Origin of the sequence: Crossiella sp. S99.2, from assembly GCF_023094165.1 — a bacterium.
Classification (GTDB): domain Bacteria; phylum Actinomycetota; class Actinomycetes; order Mycobacteriales; family Pseudonocardiaceae; genus Crossiella.
The window spans coordinates 83844-99737 of record NZ_JALMDK010000005.1 but is presented as its reverse complement, the minus strand read 5'-3'; the positions used below and the strand labels follow the sequence as shown (position 1 = coordinate 99737).

Sequence of the window (15894 nt, the reverse complement as noted above, 5' to 3'; positions counted from 1 at the left end):
GCTGCCTGCCGTCCACCTTCGACTGACACCGTGCCCGGGTGCGACTCACTCGACTTCTCGCCCTGCTGACCTGTGCCGGCCTGACCCTGGCCACCGCGGTGCCCGCGGCGGCGGAGCAGACCGCGCCGGAACAGCTGAAGGTCATGTCGGTCAACCTCTGGTACGGCGGCACCAAGGTCAATGACTACCGCGCCAAGCAGGTCCGCTTTCTTCGGGAGCAGGCCGTGGACGTGGTGGCCGTGCAGGAGAGCCACTGACTGTGTCAACCAACAACACCCTAACACGCCCTCTACCAGCGAGAACCTGATTCTGCGGCCCTGGCGTGCGCGCAGCAGGGAGGTACCGGCTGGACAGGGAGTTTTCCCTGACCCATCCCTGTCTAAGACTCCCTCGCCTGACCTGCGTAAACACCGGCAAGGGAGGCGCGCCCGTCACGTGAGGCGAGGTTCGCAGCCCACCGGAATTCCGGTGGTGCGGGCCCGTCGGGTGACTCCCTCCCTGACGTACCCGTGGATCTTGTGACGACTCTCCTGCAGACGATCCCGGCTAGCCTTCAGTTCGCCAAGGTAGGCTGATCAGAGGCTAGATCGGCTCCGACTACCGAGGGGTTGAGATGGGCGCAACTGACCCGCAACGGGCTGCCCCGGGCGGTGCGGTCGGCGGTCGACGCTGCGCAGGGTGCGGAAAGGTACTCGCTGCTGACAACACCGCCCGCCTGTGCAGTAGCTGTCACAGGGACCAACGAGATCAACTGCGCACACCCCCGGCCCAACTCAGAAACGAATTCTTTGAGACGGACGAGTTCGAGGCTGCCTTCCAAAGCGAGAACATCGGCAAGGTTTTCAGGGCATACCGCAACCATCCTCGCCACCTACAGTTGTTCGGTACCGCGCTCACTCAGGAACTCCTAGGGCGGTGGCTCGGTCTCACGCAGGCTCAAGTAAGCAAGCTCGAAATGGGCCTGCGGCAAGAAGAGAACCTCTCAACACTCCGGAACTACGCGAAAATTCTGCATCTGCCGCAGGACCGACTGTGGTTCGACTTGCCCGGTACGAGCCGCTTGCGCCTACCGACGTCGTCACGTGTTTCTGCAAGCATGCCCTCCCATGATGGACTTTTGATTGCGTCCACTGGCCTGGATACAGTCGAGTTGCTTAGCCGTGTGCGCCGATCGGCAGTGGACCCGGCTACGGTTGATGCGCTCAGTATCACGGTTGAACAGTTGTGTTGCGACTACGCCCATGCGGACGCCCGTGAGTTGATGGCTGTCAGCAAGAAGTGGCTAGGCAAGGTTACGGAACTTCTCGGAAATCAGCTCACTCTAATCCAGCATCGGGACATACTCCACAACGCTGGAATGCTCGCGCTGCTTGTGGGATGCCTTGAATACGATCTCGGCTACACTCCATCGGCTGAGGCAACACGACGTATGGCAATGGAGCTGGGCAAGGAAGCCGGAGATCCGGGAATCGCGGGTTGGGCTCATGAGATGCTGGCATGGTTTCACCTGACAGCAGGTAATCACCGCGCGGTCATTCCTGCCGCGCAAGCGGGCATTGCTCTAGCGCCGTCCCACTCTGTCGCGGTGCAACTGTACGGCCAGCAGGCAAAGGCGTACGCCCGGATGGGGATGCCGGAGCAGGTACATGAAGCGCTCGAAAGCGGCCGAGCCTTGCTGGACACACTGCCGTACCCGGATAGGCCAGATAACCACTTCGTGGTTGATCCAGACAAGTGGGATTTCTATGCGATGGACGCCTACCGAATTGTTGGTCATGACCAACTGGCGAGGCGTAACGCTGAAGAAGTGATCCGGCGCAGCCTGAATCCGGATGGCTACATCGTTTCCCCTATGCGGAGGGCTGAAGCGGAACTCACTTTGGCGGTTGTCGCGGCACGACAAGGTGACGTTGATGAAGCTACTTCGCTGGGCATACAGGCGTTGCAGGGTGGGCGGCAGAGTCGTCCATCACTTCTGATGGTTGCCGGTGAAGTTCAGGAAGAACTGCGCACATTCGGCCACGGCGCGGGCGCGGAATTCGAAGAACTGCTGAGCGACATCAAGCGTTCACCGCAAACCGCGGATTGAGTGTCGCGCTAATTCGCAGGCAGCACGCAACCCGGATAGCAGACCACCCCCTGCACGTTTCTGTTACAGGGGGTGGTCTGCTATCCGCCAGTTGGGACAGTTACTCTTTGCCGGGAGTCGGAGTGACTCAAACCTGGCTAAGTGCATTGTTGCCATTCCAGTCCAAAATCCCGCGCTCTCCGCCTGCAAGCAATGCAACCCAGGGAGCCTGACGGTGAGCCAATTGCGGTCTTGGTGGTACAGCGATACAAGCCGCATCCGGTGAGAATCTGGGTTCCTCTTTTGTCTCTGCCAGACACGACGACAAGGTGAGTTTTGCCGTCGTACTCATTGCCGCGCAGGTAGATGAGAGTGCCTGGCTTGCATTCATGCCCCGCCACCAGGTTCGTCCCGTAGGGTGTGATGGAGTGCGGCTTTAAACGTCAACAGCGACCTGTTGTGAGGACTGCTCAGATCGTTAGTCGCGGCTTTAGAAATCTGCATGCGGAATACCGGATCTCGATATACCTTGAGAAGGCAGTCCCAATGTCTCTCGGGAAGGGCCATGTAGCATTCGTGGCACACGACGGACGTATCTGTTATCTTCGCCAGTTCGCAGGAAAAACGATTCTTAGAATTCCCGCAGTAGGTAGCTACCTTCTCTGGCAGGCAGCCTCCCCTTACGGAGAAGTACTCCCTTTTCGGAATCGCACACACGTGCACCACGGGCACGCCGAACGGGATATCGTCTGTGAAGATCACGCCTTTGTGTAAGGCAGGAGTTTCTGGCTGTTCTGGAGTGGCTTCGCTATTCGACATTCAAGCCACCCCTGACCATATAACGCGGGAAGTCTGCTGTGCTTGCGCAGGAGGGTGTTTCTGTTCCTGGTAGTGAGGCGGCAGAATTTCTCTGTATTCGTCGGGGATGTGCTGCACGCATTTCGGGCATAGCGCGACTTCTTTGTGGTCGACCACGGTCACCTGGTTTGCATGCATGTTGAGCCAGCAATAGACCGTGAATGTATCAGGAATTTCCCGGCCGCCCGGCATCCACATCGGAACAGGTGCGATGTGAGCGAACCACTTTGAAGGAACCCGGACGTCGACTGTCACAAAGATGTGACGGACACCCCGGTTACGCAGCGCCTTGAACTCGGATTCAGAATTCATTGGCTGCCCACCACCTAAGCCGGTGTTTCACCAGAAGCTCATAGCCAGGTATAAACCTGGCACACAATGTGGTCTCAGGGAACGACCACGAAAACCGTGCCAGCTCAAAGTTCACCGGGTCACGACTCAGCAAAGGCAGGAACTTCCTCAATCGCTCAGGAACAAACGTGAGGCACTTGGGGCACAGATTCATGTCGTCGTACGGGGGAATGACGTTGACCTGATGGCTTTCGAGATCCATGGGAATCCCGCAGTAGCAAATCGAGTGGTTCGGGTTCGGGTCGAATAGGTGGACCGGAACGATGTGGATGTCCAGGGCCACGTCAAGAGACGTATTTCGAAACGCGAAGCGCCACTGAATCTGGTTCTTGTAGCATTTGTCAATGAGAGTCGTTTCAGTCTCCACAACGACCTCCGGAGTCTTGCGCCTCAGCGCCCTTGCGGAAGACTCGACGAAGCAGGACGATAAACCTGTTCTCGACCGAGTTGGGCGGGTAGAATTTCGCAGTCCTCACGGGACGTTTGGGCCCTCGGGGAATTCGAGGCCGCTCAATGACCGGCGCGATTCTCGACGCGCAGTGCGCACACGTCCGACTCGGCGGAACCTCCATAAATGCGGCATGAATTCGTTTGCCACAGAGAGGTAGGTACCAGCCCTTTCCTTCGGTTACTCCCCTAGCCATCGCAGTGAGTGTGACGTAGTGCAAGAGGCCGCCAATCTCGGTGATCTCAACCGAACGGACACTCCATTGTGTATTTTCACCTGTGCGCGGGAGTTTCGACACTAGTTGCCCCTTGCGTTCTTCTAGTAGTTGTCGAAAGGACGCCACTCAATGCAGGTCGGGCGCTTGCGTGTCTTCAGCCACTCGAATAGTGCCCGGCGTGCGTCTAGAATCGGGACTACAGCAGTGCGTGGGAATATGGAACCTGTGCTGCCATTGAAGATCAGAAGTACATCGGGAAGTGGCCGTTTCCGACTAAAAGAATTGGCGATCGGCATATGCGGATCGTCGTGGTCCATATAGTTGAGAGCCGCCATGCCGACAGACGGGCGGATGCTGACTCGAAACTGATGATTGGGAATCGGACCGTCCTTGCTACGGCGAAACTCGGTATCGCCGACATGCAGAATGGATTCCCAGCTCACGTGATCCGTTTCCAGTATTTCCTCAATAAGAAGCGTTGCTTCCGTCAGCCCGCGCGCAACCCGGGCGACTCCGGTGGTGAGTGAGGCAGTGACGATCATGCGCGGAGTTCGCCAGTGGTCATCTTTCATGTCCCCTAACCCGGATCATTCGTGCCCTCCCGGCAGGCACGCCTGTTCCACAAGCAACCACGCAACCCGAAGTGCGTCTATATCTCATTGGGCATGAGGCATGCCGGAACCGGCATAACGCCTGCTCAGACGATGATCGACAGGTGGAGCGTCGGTGCAATGGCGGCACTCCGGTACCTGGCCGGATGCCCTCAGACGGCAGAGACCGCCGATATTCCTCTCCGGAATATCGGCGGCCAGATATTTTTTCTCGGCATATCCAGATCTGCGAGCAGTCCTCTGACCTGCGATATATCGGAGGGGGCATACGGATATTCCGCATCCGACATAGTGGTTTGTGTCGCTCAGCGGCTTACTTGATTGCAGCGGCCCGCGAATCCGCAGGCCGGACAATCAAGTAAAGGACACACAATCATGAAGTTCTCGCGTTCTGTTTTTCTTTCTGTAAGCCAGGTGGCATGGCTGACCGGCATGAGCGAGGCGAATGTGTGCCGCGCTGTCCGCGTCGGCACGCTGCCTGTAGTGCGACTGCGGGGCAGGGTGCTCGTTCCGGCCTGCGCGGTGGCAGAGCTGACGGACTCCCGCAACGGGGGTGAGTCGCAGTGAGTGAGGAACTGTTTGATCAGGTGGCCGCTGAGCTGGATGTGTTCGAGCCGGTGCCGGATGAGGAATTGGCCGATGCGGTACGGCGGTCTGGTTCGTGTGGCTGGCTGAACACCAGCGGCGACATGCCGGAGTGGACTGGGGACGACCGGGCTGATCGAGAGCTGGCCGCGCCGATCTGTGCCGCATGCCCCGTGCGGCGGGAATGCCTGGAATGGGAGTTCCGCACCCACGGCTACGCCCAGGCCGGGGTATGGGGCGCACTGGCCGAGGACGACAGGCGGGCGGTGTTCCTGCGATGGCTGGACAGGCGCGACGGCACGGCGAACGGCGGGCGGCCATGACCGGGCTGAGCGTGACGCTGCAGCACGCGCTGATCGGGCTGGCCGTGCTGGTGATCCTGGTGTGGTTGTGGCGGGCCTCGAACCGGCGGGCCCGCGCGAAGGCTGACGCCGCGCGTTCGAGCGTCCGGCTGTTCTCGCTGGCGGGCCGGACTTTGGTCGGCGCGCTACTGATCTCCGGGGTTCAGTGGCTCGCACTGACCCACCCGGACAGCCCGGTCGTGGCGAAGGCCGCCGCGTTGGTGGTGCCCGCGTTGTTCGGATCGTGGGTGTTGGTGCGGGCACTGACCGTGACCACTGTGGACGAACGCGCGCCCCGCCGCAGGCACCGGGGTGGTGAGCGCCGATGACACGACGGGAACTGGTCCGACAAATCCACGATGCCGAGATAGTGGAAGACGAAACCGTTGCGGCACAACATGATCCGCCGGAGCGAATCCGGCCGGCTGGCAGTTTGATCATGGCCGCGGTTCGTTCCGCGGTAAGGCTGATGGCGGATCATGAGGCGGTTGTCTGGGCGCGGTCGGTGCTCGCTTATCGGGTGCGCAAGGCACCCCGGGATCTCGTCCGGCTGGTGTGGTTCGGGATCAGGGGGGTAGGGCGCTGGACGGGGAAGGCGTGGCGCTGGTTGTCCTATGCCGATCTGCGGGCCGACGCGCGGGCGGCCAGGCTAGCCGGAGACTCCCAGGCACGGCGTGAGGCACAGGAGTTGATCCGGGCGGATGCCCGAACCCGTTGGGCCAAAGCAGGAACCGCCCTACGCCGGGCGGTGGTCGGTGCGGCCGTGGTGACTGTCCTACTGGGACTGCTGGTGCTGCTGGACCAGGTGGTCGACCGAGTGGCCATGCCGGGATGGCTGCAGGCGCTGTACGGGGTGCGGGATGGGATCTCCGACGGGCTGAGCGCAGCGTCGTCGTGGCTTCCGGGCCTGGTGATTGCTGGCCTGGTTGGTGCCGCCATCTGGGAGGGCCGCGACCGCACCCCGGGCGCTGGCTGGCTAACCCGACCAGACCGGGATGACGGTGATTCCTGGGTGGACGAACGGATGATCTCGCGCGCACTCGCGCACCTTGGAATCGCGCCACTGAATGCGTTTCTCAAGAAGGGCGGCGAGCTCGTCTATACCGTCGCGGCCCGTAAGGACGGAGACGGCACCCACGCACAGCTTCGGATGCCGCTGGGAGTGACGGCCGAGATGGTGACCGACCGGCGGAAGGTGTTGGCCGCCAACCTAGGTCGCGCTGCACTGGAGACCTGGCCGACCACCGGCGAGGAAGACGGGGTGCTCGACCTGTGGGTTGCCGACAAGGGCACGCTGTCCGGCGGTGCGGGTGACTGGCCACTTCTCCATGACGGGTTCGCCGACGTGTTCGACGGGGTGCCGTTCGGACTGACCCAGCGCGGCGTGGTGATCAACGCGCCATTGTTCGAGTCGAACTGGTTGGTCGGCGGCAGGCCGGGCCAGGGCAAGACCAACGTGCTCCGGGTGCTGATGCTCGGTGCGGCGCTGGACCCGACCGCTGAGTTGTGGGCCTACGTCATGGGCGAGAGTCCCGATTTCGAGCCCCTAGGGCCGCGCCTGAGCCGCTATCGGGTGGGCACTGATGACGCGGTGGCCGCTGACGCCGTCGCGGCCCTTGAGGACCTTCTGAGCGAGATGGAGCGGCGGGGCAAGGTCTTGAGCGCACAGCCGGGCCAACCTCCGAAGGTCTCTCGCAGGCTGGCCGACAAGCCCCGGCTTGGCCTGCACCCGCTGATCATGTCGATCGATGAATGTCACGAGCTGTTCCAGCACCCGAAGTACGGAAAGAAGGCGGAAGAACTCGCGGTTCGCCTGATCAAGCGTGGGCGCAAGTATGGGATCGTCCTGTTGCTGGCGACGCAGTCCCCGACTAAGGACAGCATTCCCAAGGAAGTGACCCGGAACATCTCGTGTGGTGTGGCGTTCTCCGTGGCCGACCACATTGCCAATGACGGACTACTCGGAGCAGGGAAGTACCGGGCCGGGATTCGCGCTACGGAACTGCGGATGCGAACCGACCGGGGTACATGTGTGGCGGTCGGGGTGACGGACAACGTGTTCGAACTCATCCGCTCATTCTACGTGCCCTTTGAGGACGGGGCAGACATGGTGACGCCAATTGTCGCCCGCGCTATGGCGCATCGTGCTGACCACGGCCCCGTGCTGGCCGCAACGGGCATGCGGGTAGAAATTGAAGCGGCACCGGTCGATCACCTTGCCGACATTCACCGCGTTATGGATGGAGAGGCGCGCGTACGGACACAGACCGTGCTTGCTCGACTCGTTGCACACAATCCGGACCAGTACGAATCCTGGACAGCCCGTGACCTTCGTGCGGTACTGGATGAGAACGGGGTCCCGCCGCGTAAGTCCGATGGGTCAATGGTCGTCAAAGCCGACGACGTTGCCGAGGCCATAGCGCGGAATCGCGATAAGGCGGATGACGGTCCGGAGCGCCCCCCTGATCCGGCTGGGGGTGGTGGCAGCGACCAGTAACCGGCCACCGGCCACCGCCACACCGACACCGAGTCAGGGAAGCAGCGATGTTGAAGAAGTTCACGATCTGGAAACTGATCTGGAGGGTTCACGGCGGCATCGGCAACGGCCGGTCTCCGCCCAGGTTTCGGCGAAGCTCACGGCCGGACCGGGAGGCACGCTGTGGGTGATCGTTGAAGGGGAAGATATTCAGGAGGTGGCCGCCAGAATCACTGTGGTGTGCGACGTGCTTATGTCTGCACACCCACCCCAATAGTGCTCAGCTAGCCGGGTTGGCGATTACTCTGCTGGCCTCATAGAGAGAGGGTCCCCTCAGCATATGCTGAGGGGACCCTCTCTCTATGAGCTTTCCGGTCTAGCTCTTCCCGTCTGCCGCCCCTGGGGATTCTGGCGTTGGCCAGTCAAGTAAATCCTTAATCTCCACAGTTTCGCCACTGTCGGAGATTCGATCATGCCACTGGGCGAGTTCCGGCATTGCGTCCCGCCAGCCGTCCGGCAGACGCCAGCCAGCAGTCCATGTGCCGTCCTTTCGTTTCTGCACCGCAAAGGCAAACCCGAGTTCGAGCCAACGCAGACGCCGGTCCTCGGGCGACATTCCTTCTAGCTCTTCCTGCCAGGTCCGATTAGTCGGGACCCATTGCACTCCCCCGGGATCGACAGGAAGGGACCTAAGTGTGTCGATATCGGAAAGAATCCTGTTACCATCTTCCATGATCCTGCGCCGGTCTTCTGCCGAATTCGCGCGCGCCACCCCAGCCATAATCTTGGCGTATTCTCTTTCCAGCTTTGCTATCTCGTTCGCATGACTAGTAGGCGGCAACACGATACGTTCTCGAACGGGAACCATGGAGAAAATCTTATAGAAAGCCTGCTCTGCCAACGGCTCGATTACATCCGCCCGAATCTTGGTTCCATGGCGACCTATGCCGCAGTGCCAGTACCGATAGTCGGCACTGACCAAAGATCCATCCTTGCGGGTACGGTCCACGTGGCTCAGATGGTGCCACATAGGCTCAAGGCAATCCGGACACACGAAGATGCCCGAGAAAGGGTACGGCTGGTTACTGCCACGTGTCTTCCGTGCCGCCTTCTCTTCGAGTCGGGCAAAAATCTCCGCCTGTTCTGCTGGTTCGAAGATGCCGAGTTCCACAAGTTCCGGGTTTAGCAGCGTGCTACGGAGTGACGTTGTGCTCCACTTGGCATCTTTCAGCTCGACTGTCGCCGGGTCCGCCCCTCGCCTTTCTGCCGATAGTTGAAGCTGCCGGTTTCTCGGGGTCAACACCTGGTTTTCTTCCAGCCATTCGCACATCTCAGTGAGACCTTTTCCTGATCTCGCCAGCTTAGAGAGAGAGTGGAGAATCTTCACGGCGTACTGGTCAATCCCAAGAACCCAACCTCCTGCGGGCAGTTCAAACGGCATAACGCCGTAAGAGTGAACTTCTCCCGCCCAGCGCCCCTGTTCCCTAAGTTTTGCTTTCGCGTCCCGAAACCGTTCTTTCATCCGTTCGCGCTCCATCCGAGCGAACGCGGCAATGATAGTGATCAGGAACTCGGACATCGAGTTACTGGAGTCGATTCCTTCTGCAATACAGACTAGCCGCTTGCCTCGTTCCCTTACCCAGTTCAACAAGTGGAGCGCGTCCATCACGTTACGAACCAAGCGGTCCAGCTTGGAAACTACCAGCGTCTTCCATGGCTTCGGAGGCGCATCAGAAAGCCACTGCTTCAGCCCGGCTCGCTGAGTAGGTTCCACATCACCAGAGACGCTCAGGTCCTCAACATAAGCAACAATCGGAACACCATAAGCATTCGCCCATCGGTGTGTTTCGTGCTTCTGGACCGAACTGGAAGTACTCTCATCGCTGTAGACGGACTGCCGGGTATAGGCTACTGCGGCATCACCATCTGAAGTAAATGGGATAGCCGGTCTCCGGCTACTTTCCTGCCGCTTGAACCTGCGTCGCTTTCGGGGTGCGGGTGCGCTCATCGGCCGTATCCTCGCTGGTAGTGCCTGGTGTCAGTGTAGTTGTTAGTTGACACCAGCAGTGGAGCTACAGCGTCGCGGCCAAGGAGTTGGCGGCGGAACTCGGCTGGCACCACTACCAGGCGAGCTACAGCCTCGGCCTGATCAGCCGGCACCCGATTATCGCCAAGTACGCGCCGGTCAACGCTGCCGGGAAAACCCTCAGCGGCGCCGGGATCCGGATCCGGCTGCCCGGTGGCCGGGAGGCGGTGGTCTGGTCGGCGCACCTGAACTACACGCCGTACGGCCCGTACGACGCGTGCCACGCCGGCATGACCAACGAGCAGATCCTGCGTCGAGAGGAGGAGTCCCAGCGTCCCCAGGAGATCCGCGACATCCTGGCCGAGCTGCGGGATGAGCTGGCCGAGTCCGGGCGCACACCGGTGATCCTGGCCGGTGACTTCAACTCGCCCTCGCACCTGGACTGGACCCGCGCCACCCGGAAGTCGCACTGCGGTTACGCGCTGGACTGGCCCACCACCCGGGAGGTCGCCAAGGCCGGGCTGACCGATTCCTACCGCGCCGCCCATCCCGACCCGGCCCGCGCCCCGGGCAACACCTGGTCCCCGGTCTACCCCTGGAACGACCAGGCGGGGAAGGCCGAGCCCCAGGACCGGATCGACTTCATCCACGTCAAGGGGCCGCTGCAGGTATTGGACTCCCGCGCGGTGGTGGTCGGCACCCCGAAGCCGGTGCCCAACCATCGCGACAACGAGTGGACTTCCGATCACGCAGCGGTGGTGAGCACCTTCCGCTTCACCGCCTGACCCGCCAAAATTTCCCCATGGGGATACGCACGACCAACTCGGTCGCCGGGGGGCTGGCGATCTTCGCGGTGGCCGCGGCACTGCTGGCGGTACCGGTGTGGCTGTTCACCGGGCTGTTCGACGGCACCGGCGCCCAGGAGAACGCGGAAGCCGATGCCACCCGCCGCGCCACCGCCCTCGGCGACCAGCTGGCCCGGATGCGCCTGTCCGGCGTCACCGAGCACGCCCGCCTGGCCGTCGAACAGCCAGGCGTGCAGGTCTTGCGCACCGAGGGCGTGGACCGGGCCGTGGGCGGCGTCTCCCTGCTGGTCCGGGTCACCGGCGAGGGCTGGCGCAGCAACTGGATGACCGGCGACCGCCGCTCCGGCCCCCCGGAGGCCACCGCCCGTCGCTGCTTCACCCTGGAGTTCGGCAAGCCGGGCCGTCCCGAGGGCGGCGCGCACCCGACGGCCTGCCCCGACACCAGCCCGCTGCCCTTCCCGGCGCCGACCACCGCGACCGAGGCCCGGCAGAACGTCCAGCCCACCGGCTGAGGCCCCGCACTGCTCACCCGCCGCCGCCCCACCGCTGCCCGGCCGGACAACCGGGAACTCGGGGCTCGGGGCTCGGGGCTCGGGGCTCGGGGCTCGGGGCTCGGGGCTCGGGGCGACCGAGATACCCGGCCAGCGGGGTCCTGCCGGATACGCGGAGTGGTCCGCGCTCCGCGGAGTGGTCCGCGCTCCACCGAACTGTCCCGCCGGCCCGGCCGCCCCGATCCACCCGATCAGGCGATCTTCGGCGTCGCCCGAGCACCCACGTACACACACCCCGTCCCATCCGGCAGCCGGCTGAACACCACCGGCATCCAATCCCCGCTGAACGTCCCAGTCCCCGGCCCCGCGAACACCGACACCCCCGCTGACTCCGACACCGCCGTCAACTCCATCTCCAGCGCATCCGAGTACACCGCCATCCCACCCACGAACCGATACACCAGCCGCGCCACCCCATCCCGCGCGGTCACCGTGATCTCCACGCCCTCCCGCCGATACGTCCCCGCGAACCGCGCCACATCCACCACCAGCGGCCGCGCGGGCGGACCGAACGGCGCGGGCATCCGCACCTCGGCGATCTCGGCCAGCAGCTCGCGGAACAGGTTCGCGTACAGGATTCGGGCGTCGCCGCCGTTGGTCAGCAGGGCCACCGCCACTCGGGTGCCGGGGATGACGCGCAGGTAGGCGAACTGGCCGGTGCCCGCACCGTCGTGGCCGTAGCCGGGGGTGCCGTCCCAGTCGTAGAGGGTCCAGCCCAGGCCCCAGGCGTCGGAGCTGACGGTCCACTTGTCGGGGACCTCGACCTCGCGGTTCTGCATGGCGGTGACCGTGGCGGTGGACAGCAGGCGGGTGCCGTCGGGGGTACGGCCGTCGTTGAGGTGCAGCTGGGCGAAGCGGACCAGGTCGGCGGCACTGCTGCACAGGGCGCCGCCGTAGGGGCCGGCGTTGCGGGTCATCAGGTTCCAGACCGGGACCGGGGTGGGCGCTTCGCCCTGGGGGCCTTCGTGGCCGATGGCGGTGCGGAAGCGCAGGGCCTGTTCGGGCAGGGTCACCGAGTGGGTCAGGCCCAGCGGTTCCAGCAGCAGGGTGCGCAGGGCTTCGTCCCAGGTCAGGCCGGTGATGACCTCGATGATCCGGCCGAGCACGTTGTAGCCGCTGCTGCTGTAGGCGAAAGCCGCGCCGGGCGGGAAGTCCTGGCCGAGGTCGGCGCAGGCTGCGACGTAGCCGGCCAGGGCGTCGTCGCCGCGGCCGGTGTCCAGGCTGAAGTCGCCGCTGAGGCCGCTGGTGTGGTTGAGCAGCTGGCGGACGGTGACCGTCCCGGCCGCCACCGGGTCGGCGACGGTGAACCCGGGCAGCACGTCGATCACCCGGGCGTCCAGGTCCAGTTTGCCCGCCTCGACCAGCCGCATCACCAGGGTCGCGGTGTAGACCTTGGCGACCGAGCCGAGCTGGAACAGCGAGTCGGCGGTGGCGGTGACGCCGGTGCCGCGATGCAGGACGCCGCTGGCCAGTTCGTGGATCCGGCCGTCCACCAGCACGGCCAGGGTCGCGCCCGGCACCTGGTGGTCGGCGCGGAGCTGGTCGAGGCGGGTCTGCCAGTGCGCGAGGTCGAAGGTCATCGGATTCTCCCCAGGTTGCGAACGATGTTCCGTTGTTGCGCACACTGTACGCACAGCGCGAGCAGAGACGCAACTGCGTACGTTGTGCGCTAGCCTGCGGGCATGGCCGCAGAGCAGAAGCCGAACCTGTCGGTGTGGACCCGTCCGCGGCGCACCCGCGAGCAACCGGCGCTGAGCCGGGCGCAGATCGTGGCCGAGGCGGTCCGGCTGCTGGACGCCGACGGCCTGGACACCCTGAGCATGCGCAACCTGGGCGCACGCCTGGGCGCGGGCGCGACCTCGCTGTACCGGCACGTGGCCAACAAGGACGAGCTGATCGAACTCGTGGTGGACGAGGTCTACGGCGAGATCGAGATCCCGGATCCGGACCTGGACTGGCGGGCGGGGGCCACGGCCTGCGCGCACAGCATGCGCGCGGTGATCCTGCGGCACCCGTGGCTGGCCTCGGTGCTGGGCCAGGTCGGGCTGTCCTACCTGGGCCCCAACGTGATGCGGCTCAACGACCGGATGCTCGCGGTGTACCTGGCCGCCGGTTTCGATCTGCCCGAGGCGGACCAGGCGCTGAGCGTGGTGGCGGCGTACGTGATCGGCATCAGCACCAGCGAGGCGGCCTGGCTGACCACGCTGGCGCGCAGCGGGCAGGACGAGGCGGAGTGGGCGGAGGGGTTGCGGGAGACCGCGGAGCGGGCGATGGCGCCGTATCCGCGGCTGGCCGAGCTGACCGCGCTGTACCGGAGCCAGGACCAGCCGCGGGAGGACCGCTTCGACTACGGCCTGCGGCGGGTCCTGGACGGCCTGGCCGCCCGGCTGGGCTAGGACCGGCGGCCAGGCGAGGTCGCGGTCAGCTGGCGAACAGCTCCGGGTACGCGTTGAGCGCGGGCTGCCCGCCCAGGTGCGCGTACAACACCGTCGAATCCGGGGCGATCTCCTTGCGGGACACCAGGTCCAGCAGGCCGGCCATGGACTTGCCCTCGTACACCGGGTCGGTGATCATGCCCTCGATCCGGGCCGCCACCCGCATCGCCGCCAGGGTCTGCTCGTCCGGGAGGCCGTAGACGCCCGCGTGGTAGCGCTCGTCCAGGATCAGGGCGTCCGCCGGGATTTCCGTGCCCAGCAAGGACGCGGTGCCCTCGGCGATGCGGCGGACCTGGTCGCGGGTGGCCTCGGGGGTGGCGGAGGCGTCGATGCCGATCACCCGGCGCGGCGGGCCGCCGGCGGCGGCGAAGCCGGCGATCATGCCGGCGTGGGTGGAGCCGGTGACCGAGCAGACCACGATGGTGTCGAAGAAAATGCCCAGTTCTCGTTCCTGGTTCACCACTTCCTGGGCCCAGCGGGCGAAACCGAGGCCGCCCAGGCGGTGGTCGCTGGCGCCGGCCGGGATGGCGTACGGGGTGCCGCCCTCGGCGCGGACCTCGGCCAGGGCCTGTTCCCAGCTGGGGCGCGGGCCGATGTCGAAGCCCGCCTTGGACCGCCGGATGTCCGCGCCCAGCAACCGGCTCAGCTGCAGGTTGCCCACCTGGGCGTAGCCGGGGGTGTCGTGCTCGACCCAGTCCTCCTGGACCAGGACCGCGCGCATCCCGGTCACCGCGGCGACCGCGGCCACCTGGCGGGTGTGGTTGGACTGCACGCCGCCGATGGAGACCAGGGTGTCGCAGCCCTGTGCGAGAGCGTCCACCACCAGGTACTCCAGCTTGCGGATCTTGTTGCCGCCGTAGGCGAGGCCGGAGTTGCAGTCCTCACGCTTGGCCCAGATCCGGGCGCCGCCCAGGTGCCGGGTGAGGCGGGTCAGCTCGTGCACCGGGGACGGGCCGAACAACAGCGGATAGCGGGGGAAATTCGCCAGACTCACGTGCTGCTCCCGTCGTCGTGGGTGTTCAGGGCGGCCCAGTTGGCCTCGACCAGTTCGGCGGCCCGGCCGGCCTCGGCGGCGGCGCAGGCGCGGATGATCTGCTCGTGCATGCGCACCGAATCGCGCCCGGCGAGCGAGTCGAATCGCAGCAGCACCACCCGTTGCAGTACCGGCAGGTACCGCTCGATGGTGGCGGCCACCGCGACGTTTCCGCAGGTGCTGACCGCGACCGCGTGGAACTCCGCGTCCGCGGTCAGCGCACCCAGCGGATCACCGGCGGCCAGCGCGGCGGCGAAGCGCTCGTTGGCCGCGCGCATCGCGGTCAGCTCGGCCGGGCCGAAACGCGGCACGGCCAGCCGGGTGGCCACCGCCTGCATGGCCTGCACCACCACCTGCGCGTCCCGCACCGCCACCGGATCCACCGCGGTGACCCGGGTGTAGGAGTGCGGTTTACTCTCGATCAGGCCCTCGTCGGTCAGCCGCGCCAGCGCCTCGCGCACCGGGGTTCGGGACAGGCCAAGGCGTTCGGCCAGGTCCACGTCGCGGACCGGCGAGCCGGGCGGCAGGTCGCCGACCACGATGGCCCGGCGGATGGCGGTCAGCGCGCGGTCCCGCAACAGCGACCGGTCCACCCGACTAATATATTGCATACCGGCACCGTAGCACGCGGGCCTGGCTACGTTCATTGCCCGAGCTGGATCCACTTCCCCGGCCCCGCCACCGTGGACTTGTCACTACGGGTGACGGGGAGCGCGCGGTTCGGCCCACTCCTCCGGCGGCGCCGCCAGCGCGGGCGGGTCGCGACAACTCGCGAGGGCCGCGGTCGCGGCCGGGAGGAGGTAGTTGATGGGGCGTACGCCGGAACCGGACGGCTCGGCTCGGGACACCGAGCCGGACCTGTGGTGGTGGCGAGGACTGCGCACCGTGCTCCAGCTGCTGGAGGCGGTGGCAGCCCTGAGAAATGACGAGGCCCTTGTCCTGACGACAAGGGCGCTCATCGTGCTGGGTGAGATGACCGTTGAGGCTGGCGAGCACAGGCGGCCCTGACACCCGAGGTGGGCCCGGCCGTCTTGCGGCGGCCGGGTTCCTCGTCCAGGAAACAACGAACACGCTCGATTGCCAAGCGA

Annotated in this window: 15 protein-coding genes; 9 read left to right on the top strand and 6 right to left on the bottom strand. The window is 64.8% G+C overall.

The annotated features are described in order from the left end of the window. Positions 1-38 precede the first annotated feature (38 nt). Both MZC64_RS20240 and MZC64_RS20235 read left to right on the top strand, forming a co-directional pair. Positions 39-257 carry a hypothetical protein gene (locus tag MZC64_RS20240; protein WP_247758798.1) on the top strand — a complete coding sequence of 73 codons (219 nt, stop codon included), beginning with the start codon at positions 39-41 and terminating at the stop codon, positions 255-257. Positions 258-613: 356 nt separating this feature from the next. Next, on the top strand, positions 614-2089 hold the full coding sequence (locus MZC64_RS20235) for a bacterial transcriptional activator domain-containing protein (protein WP_247758799.1): 1476 nt from the start codon (positions 614-616) through the stop codon (positions 2087-2089). A gap of 798 nt (positions 2090-2887) precedes the next feature. On the opposite strand, the gene MZC64_RS20230 is transcribed toward MZC64_RS20235, so the two are convergent. Both MZC64_RS20230 and MZC64_RS20225 read right to left on the bottom strand, forming a co-directional pair. Continuing rightward, positions 2888-3238, bottom strand: a complete 351-nt coding sequence (locus MZC64_RS20230) for a hypothetical protein (protein ID WP_247758800.1) — start codon at positions 3236-3238, stop codon at positions 2888-2890. 805 nt (positions 3239-4043) lie between these two features. Beyond that, positions 4044-4514 (bottom strand): Imm1 family immunity protein, encoded by a 471-nt coding sequence (locus MZC64_RS20225; RefSeq protein WP_247797727.1) that lies wholly within the window; start codon positions 4512-4514, stop codon positions 4044-4046. Positions 4515-5116: 602 nt separating this feature from the next. Here MZC64_RS20225 and MZC64_RS20220 point away from each other — a divergent pair. The 3 genes from MZC64_RS20220 to MZC64_RS20210 are packed head-to-tail and all read left to right on the top strand — an operon-like array spanning position 5117 to position 7976. Next, on the top strand, positions 5117-5461 hold the full coding sequence (locus MZC64_RS20220; protein WP_247758802.1) for a WhiB family transcriptional regulator: 345 nt from the start codon (positions 5117-5119) through the stop codon (positions 5459-5461). Then, positions 5416-5808 (top strand): hypothetical protein, encoded by a 393-nt coding sequence (locus MZC64_RS20215; RefSeq protein WP_247758803.1) that lies wholly within the window; start codon positions 5416-5418, stop codon positions 5806-5808. The genes MZC64_RS20220 and MZC64_RS20215 overlap by 46 nt, the downstream gene beginning before the upstream one ends. Then, on the top strand, positions 5805-7976 hold the full coding sequence (locus MZC64_RS20210) for a hypothetical protein (protein ID WP_247758804.1): 2172 nt from the start codon (positions 5805-5807) through the stop codon (positions 7974-7976). The genes MZC64_RS20215 and MZC64_RS20210 overlap by 4 nt, the downstream gene beginning before the upstream one ends. A gap of 355 nt (positions 7977-8331) precedes the next feature. On the opposite strand, the gene MZC64_RS20205 is transcribed toward MZC64_RS20210, so the two are convergent. Further along, positions 8332-9963, bottom strand: a complete 1632-nt coding sequence (locus tag MZC64_RS20205) for a recombinase family protein (RefSeq protein ID WP_247758805.1) — start codon at positions 9961-9963, stop codon at positions 8332-8334. A gap of 86 nt (positions 9964-10049) precedes the next feature. Between MZC64_RS20205 and MZC64_RS20200 the strand changes: the two genes are divergently transcribed. Next, positions 10050-10766: an endonuclease/exonuclease/phosphatase family protein gene (locus MZC64_RS20200; protein WP_247758806.1), complete on the top strand. Its 717-nt coding sequence runs from the start codon at positions 10050-10052 to the stop codon at positions 10764-10766. A gap of 17 nt (positions 10767-10783) precedes the next feature. Next, entirely contained in the window at positions 10784-11299 is a 516-nt protein-coding gene (locus MZC64_RS20195) for a hypothetical protein (protein WP_247758807.1), read from the top strand. Between the two features lie 230 nt (positions 11300-11529). Here the strand turns inward: MZC64_RS20195 and MZC64_RS20190 are convergent, their stop codons facing one another. Continuing rightward, positions 11530-12918 (bottom strand): serine hydrolase, encoded by a 1389-nt coding sequence (locus tag MZC64_RS20190; protein ID WP_247758808.1) that lies wholly within the window; start codon positions 12916-12918, stop codon positions 11530-11532. A 102-nt stretch (positions 12919-13020) separates the two neighbouring features. Here MZC64_RS20190 and MZC64_RS20185 point away from each other — a divergent pair, with 102 nt between their 5' ends. Further along, entirely contained in the window at positions 13021-13734 is a 714-nt protein-coding gene (locus MZC64_RS20185; protein ID WP_247758809.1) for a TetR/AcrR family transcriptional regulator, read from the top strand. Between the two features lie 25 nt (positions 13735-13759). Here the strand turns inward: MZC64_RS20185 and MZC64_RS20180 are convergent, their stop codons facing one another. After that, positions 13760-14767, bottom strand: coding sequence for a 1-aminocyclopropane-1-carboxylate deaminase (locus MZC64_RS20180; protein WP_247758810.1), 1008 nt, complete (start codon positions 14765-14767; stop codon positions 13760-13762). After that, complete coding sequence (locus tag MZC64_RS20175) at positions 14764-15399, bottom strand: GntR family transcriptional regulator (protein WP_247797725.1); 636 nt, start codon at positions 15397-15399, stop codon at positions 14764-14766. Before MZC64_RS20175 ends, MZC64_RS20180 begins: the two co-directional genes overlap by 4 nt. A gap of 214 nt (positions 15400-15613) precedes the next feature. On the opposite strand from MZC64_RS20175, the gene MZC64_RS20170 reads away from it, so the two are divergent. Beyond that, a complete protein-coding gene (locus MZC64_RS20170; protein ID WP_247758812.1) occupies positions 15614-15814 on the top strand; it encodes a hypothetical protein in 201 nt (66 codons plus the stop codon). The last annotated feature ends 80 nt before the right edge of the window (positions 15815-15894 follow it).

What these genes read in the sequence shown, in the direction of transcription:
- MZC64_RS20235 (WP_247758799.1), top strand. Translation starts at nt 614, where the DNA reads ATGGGCGCAACTGACCCGCAACGGGCTGCCCCGGGCGGTGCGGTCGGC.
- MZC64_RS20230 (WP_247758800.1), bottom strand. Translation starts at nt 3,238, where the DNA reads ATGAATTCTGAATCCGAGTTCAAGGCGCTGCGTAACCGGGGTGTCCGT.
- MZC64_RS20225 (WP_247797727.1), bottom strand. Translation starts at nt 4,514, where the DNA reads ATGAAAGATGACCACTGGCGAACTCCGCGCATGATCGTCACTGCCTCA.
- MZC64_RS20215 (WP_247758803.1), top strand. Translation starts at nt 5,416, where the DNA reads ATGGCTGGACAGGCGCGACGGCACGGCGAACGGCGGGCGGCCATGACC.
- MZC64_RS20210 (WP_247758804.1), top strand. Translation starts at nt 5,805, where the DNA reads ATGACACGACGGGAACTGGTCCGACAAATCCACGATGCCGAGATAGTG.
- MZC64_RS20205 (WP_247758805.1), bottom strand. Translation starts at nt 9,963, where the DNA reads ATGAGCGCACCCGCACCCCGAAAGCGACGCAGGTTCAAGCGGCAGGAA.
- MZC64_RS20195 (WP_247758807.1), top strand. Translation starts at nt 10,784, where the DNA reads ATGGGGATACGCACGACCAACTCGGTCGCCGGGGGGCTGGCGATCTTC.
- MZC64_RS20190 (WP_247758808.1), bottom strand. Translation starts at nt 12,918, where the DNA reads ATGACCTTCGACCTCGCGCACTGGCAGACCCGCCTCGACCAGCTCCGC.
- MZC64_RS20185 (WP_247758809.1), top strand. Translation starts at nt 13,021, where the DNA reads ATGGCCGCAGAGCAGAAGCCGAACCTGTCGGTGTGGACCCGTCCGCGG.
- MZC64_RS20170 (WP_247758812.1), top strand. Translation starts at nt 15,614, where the DNA reads ATGGGGCGTACGCCGGAACCGGACGGCTCGGCTCGGGACACCGAGCCG.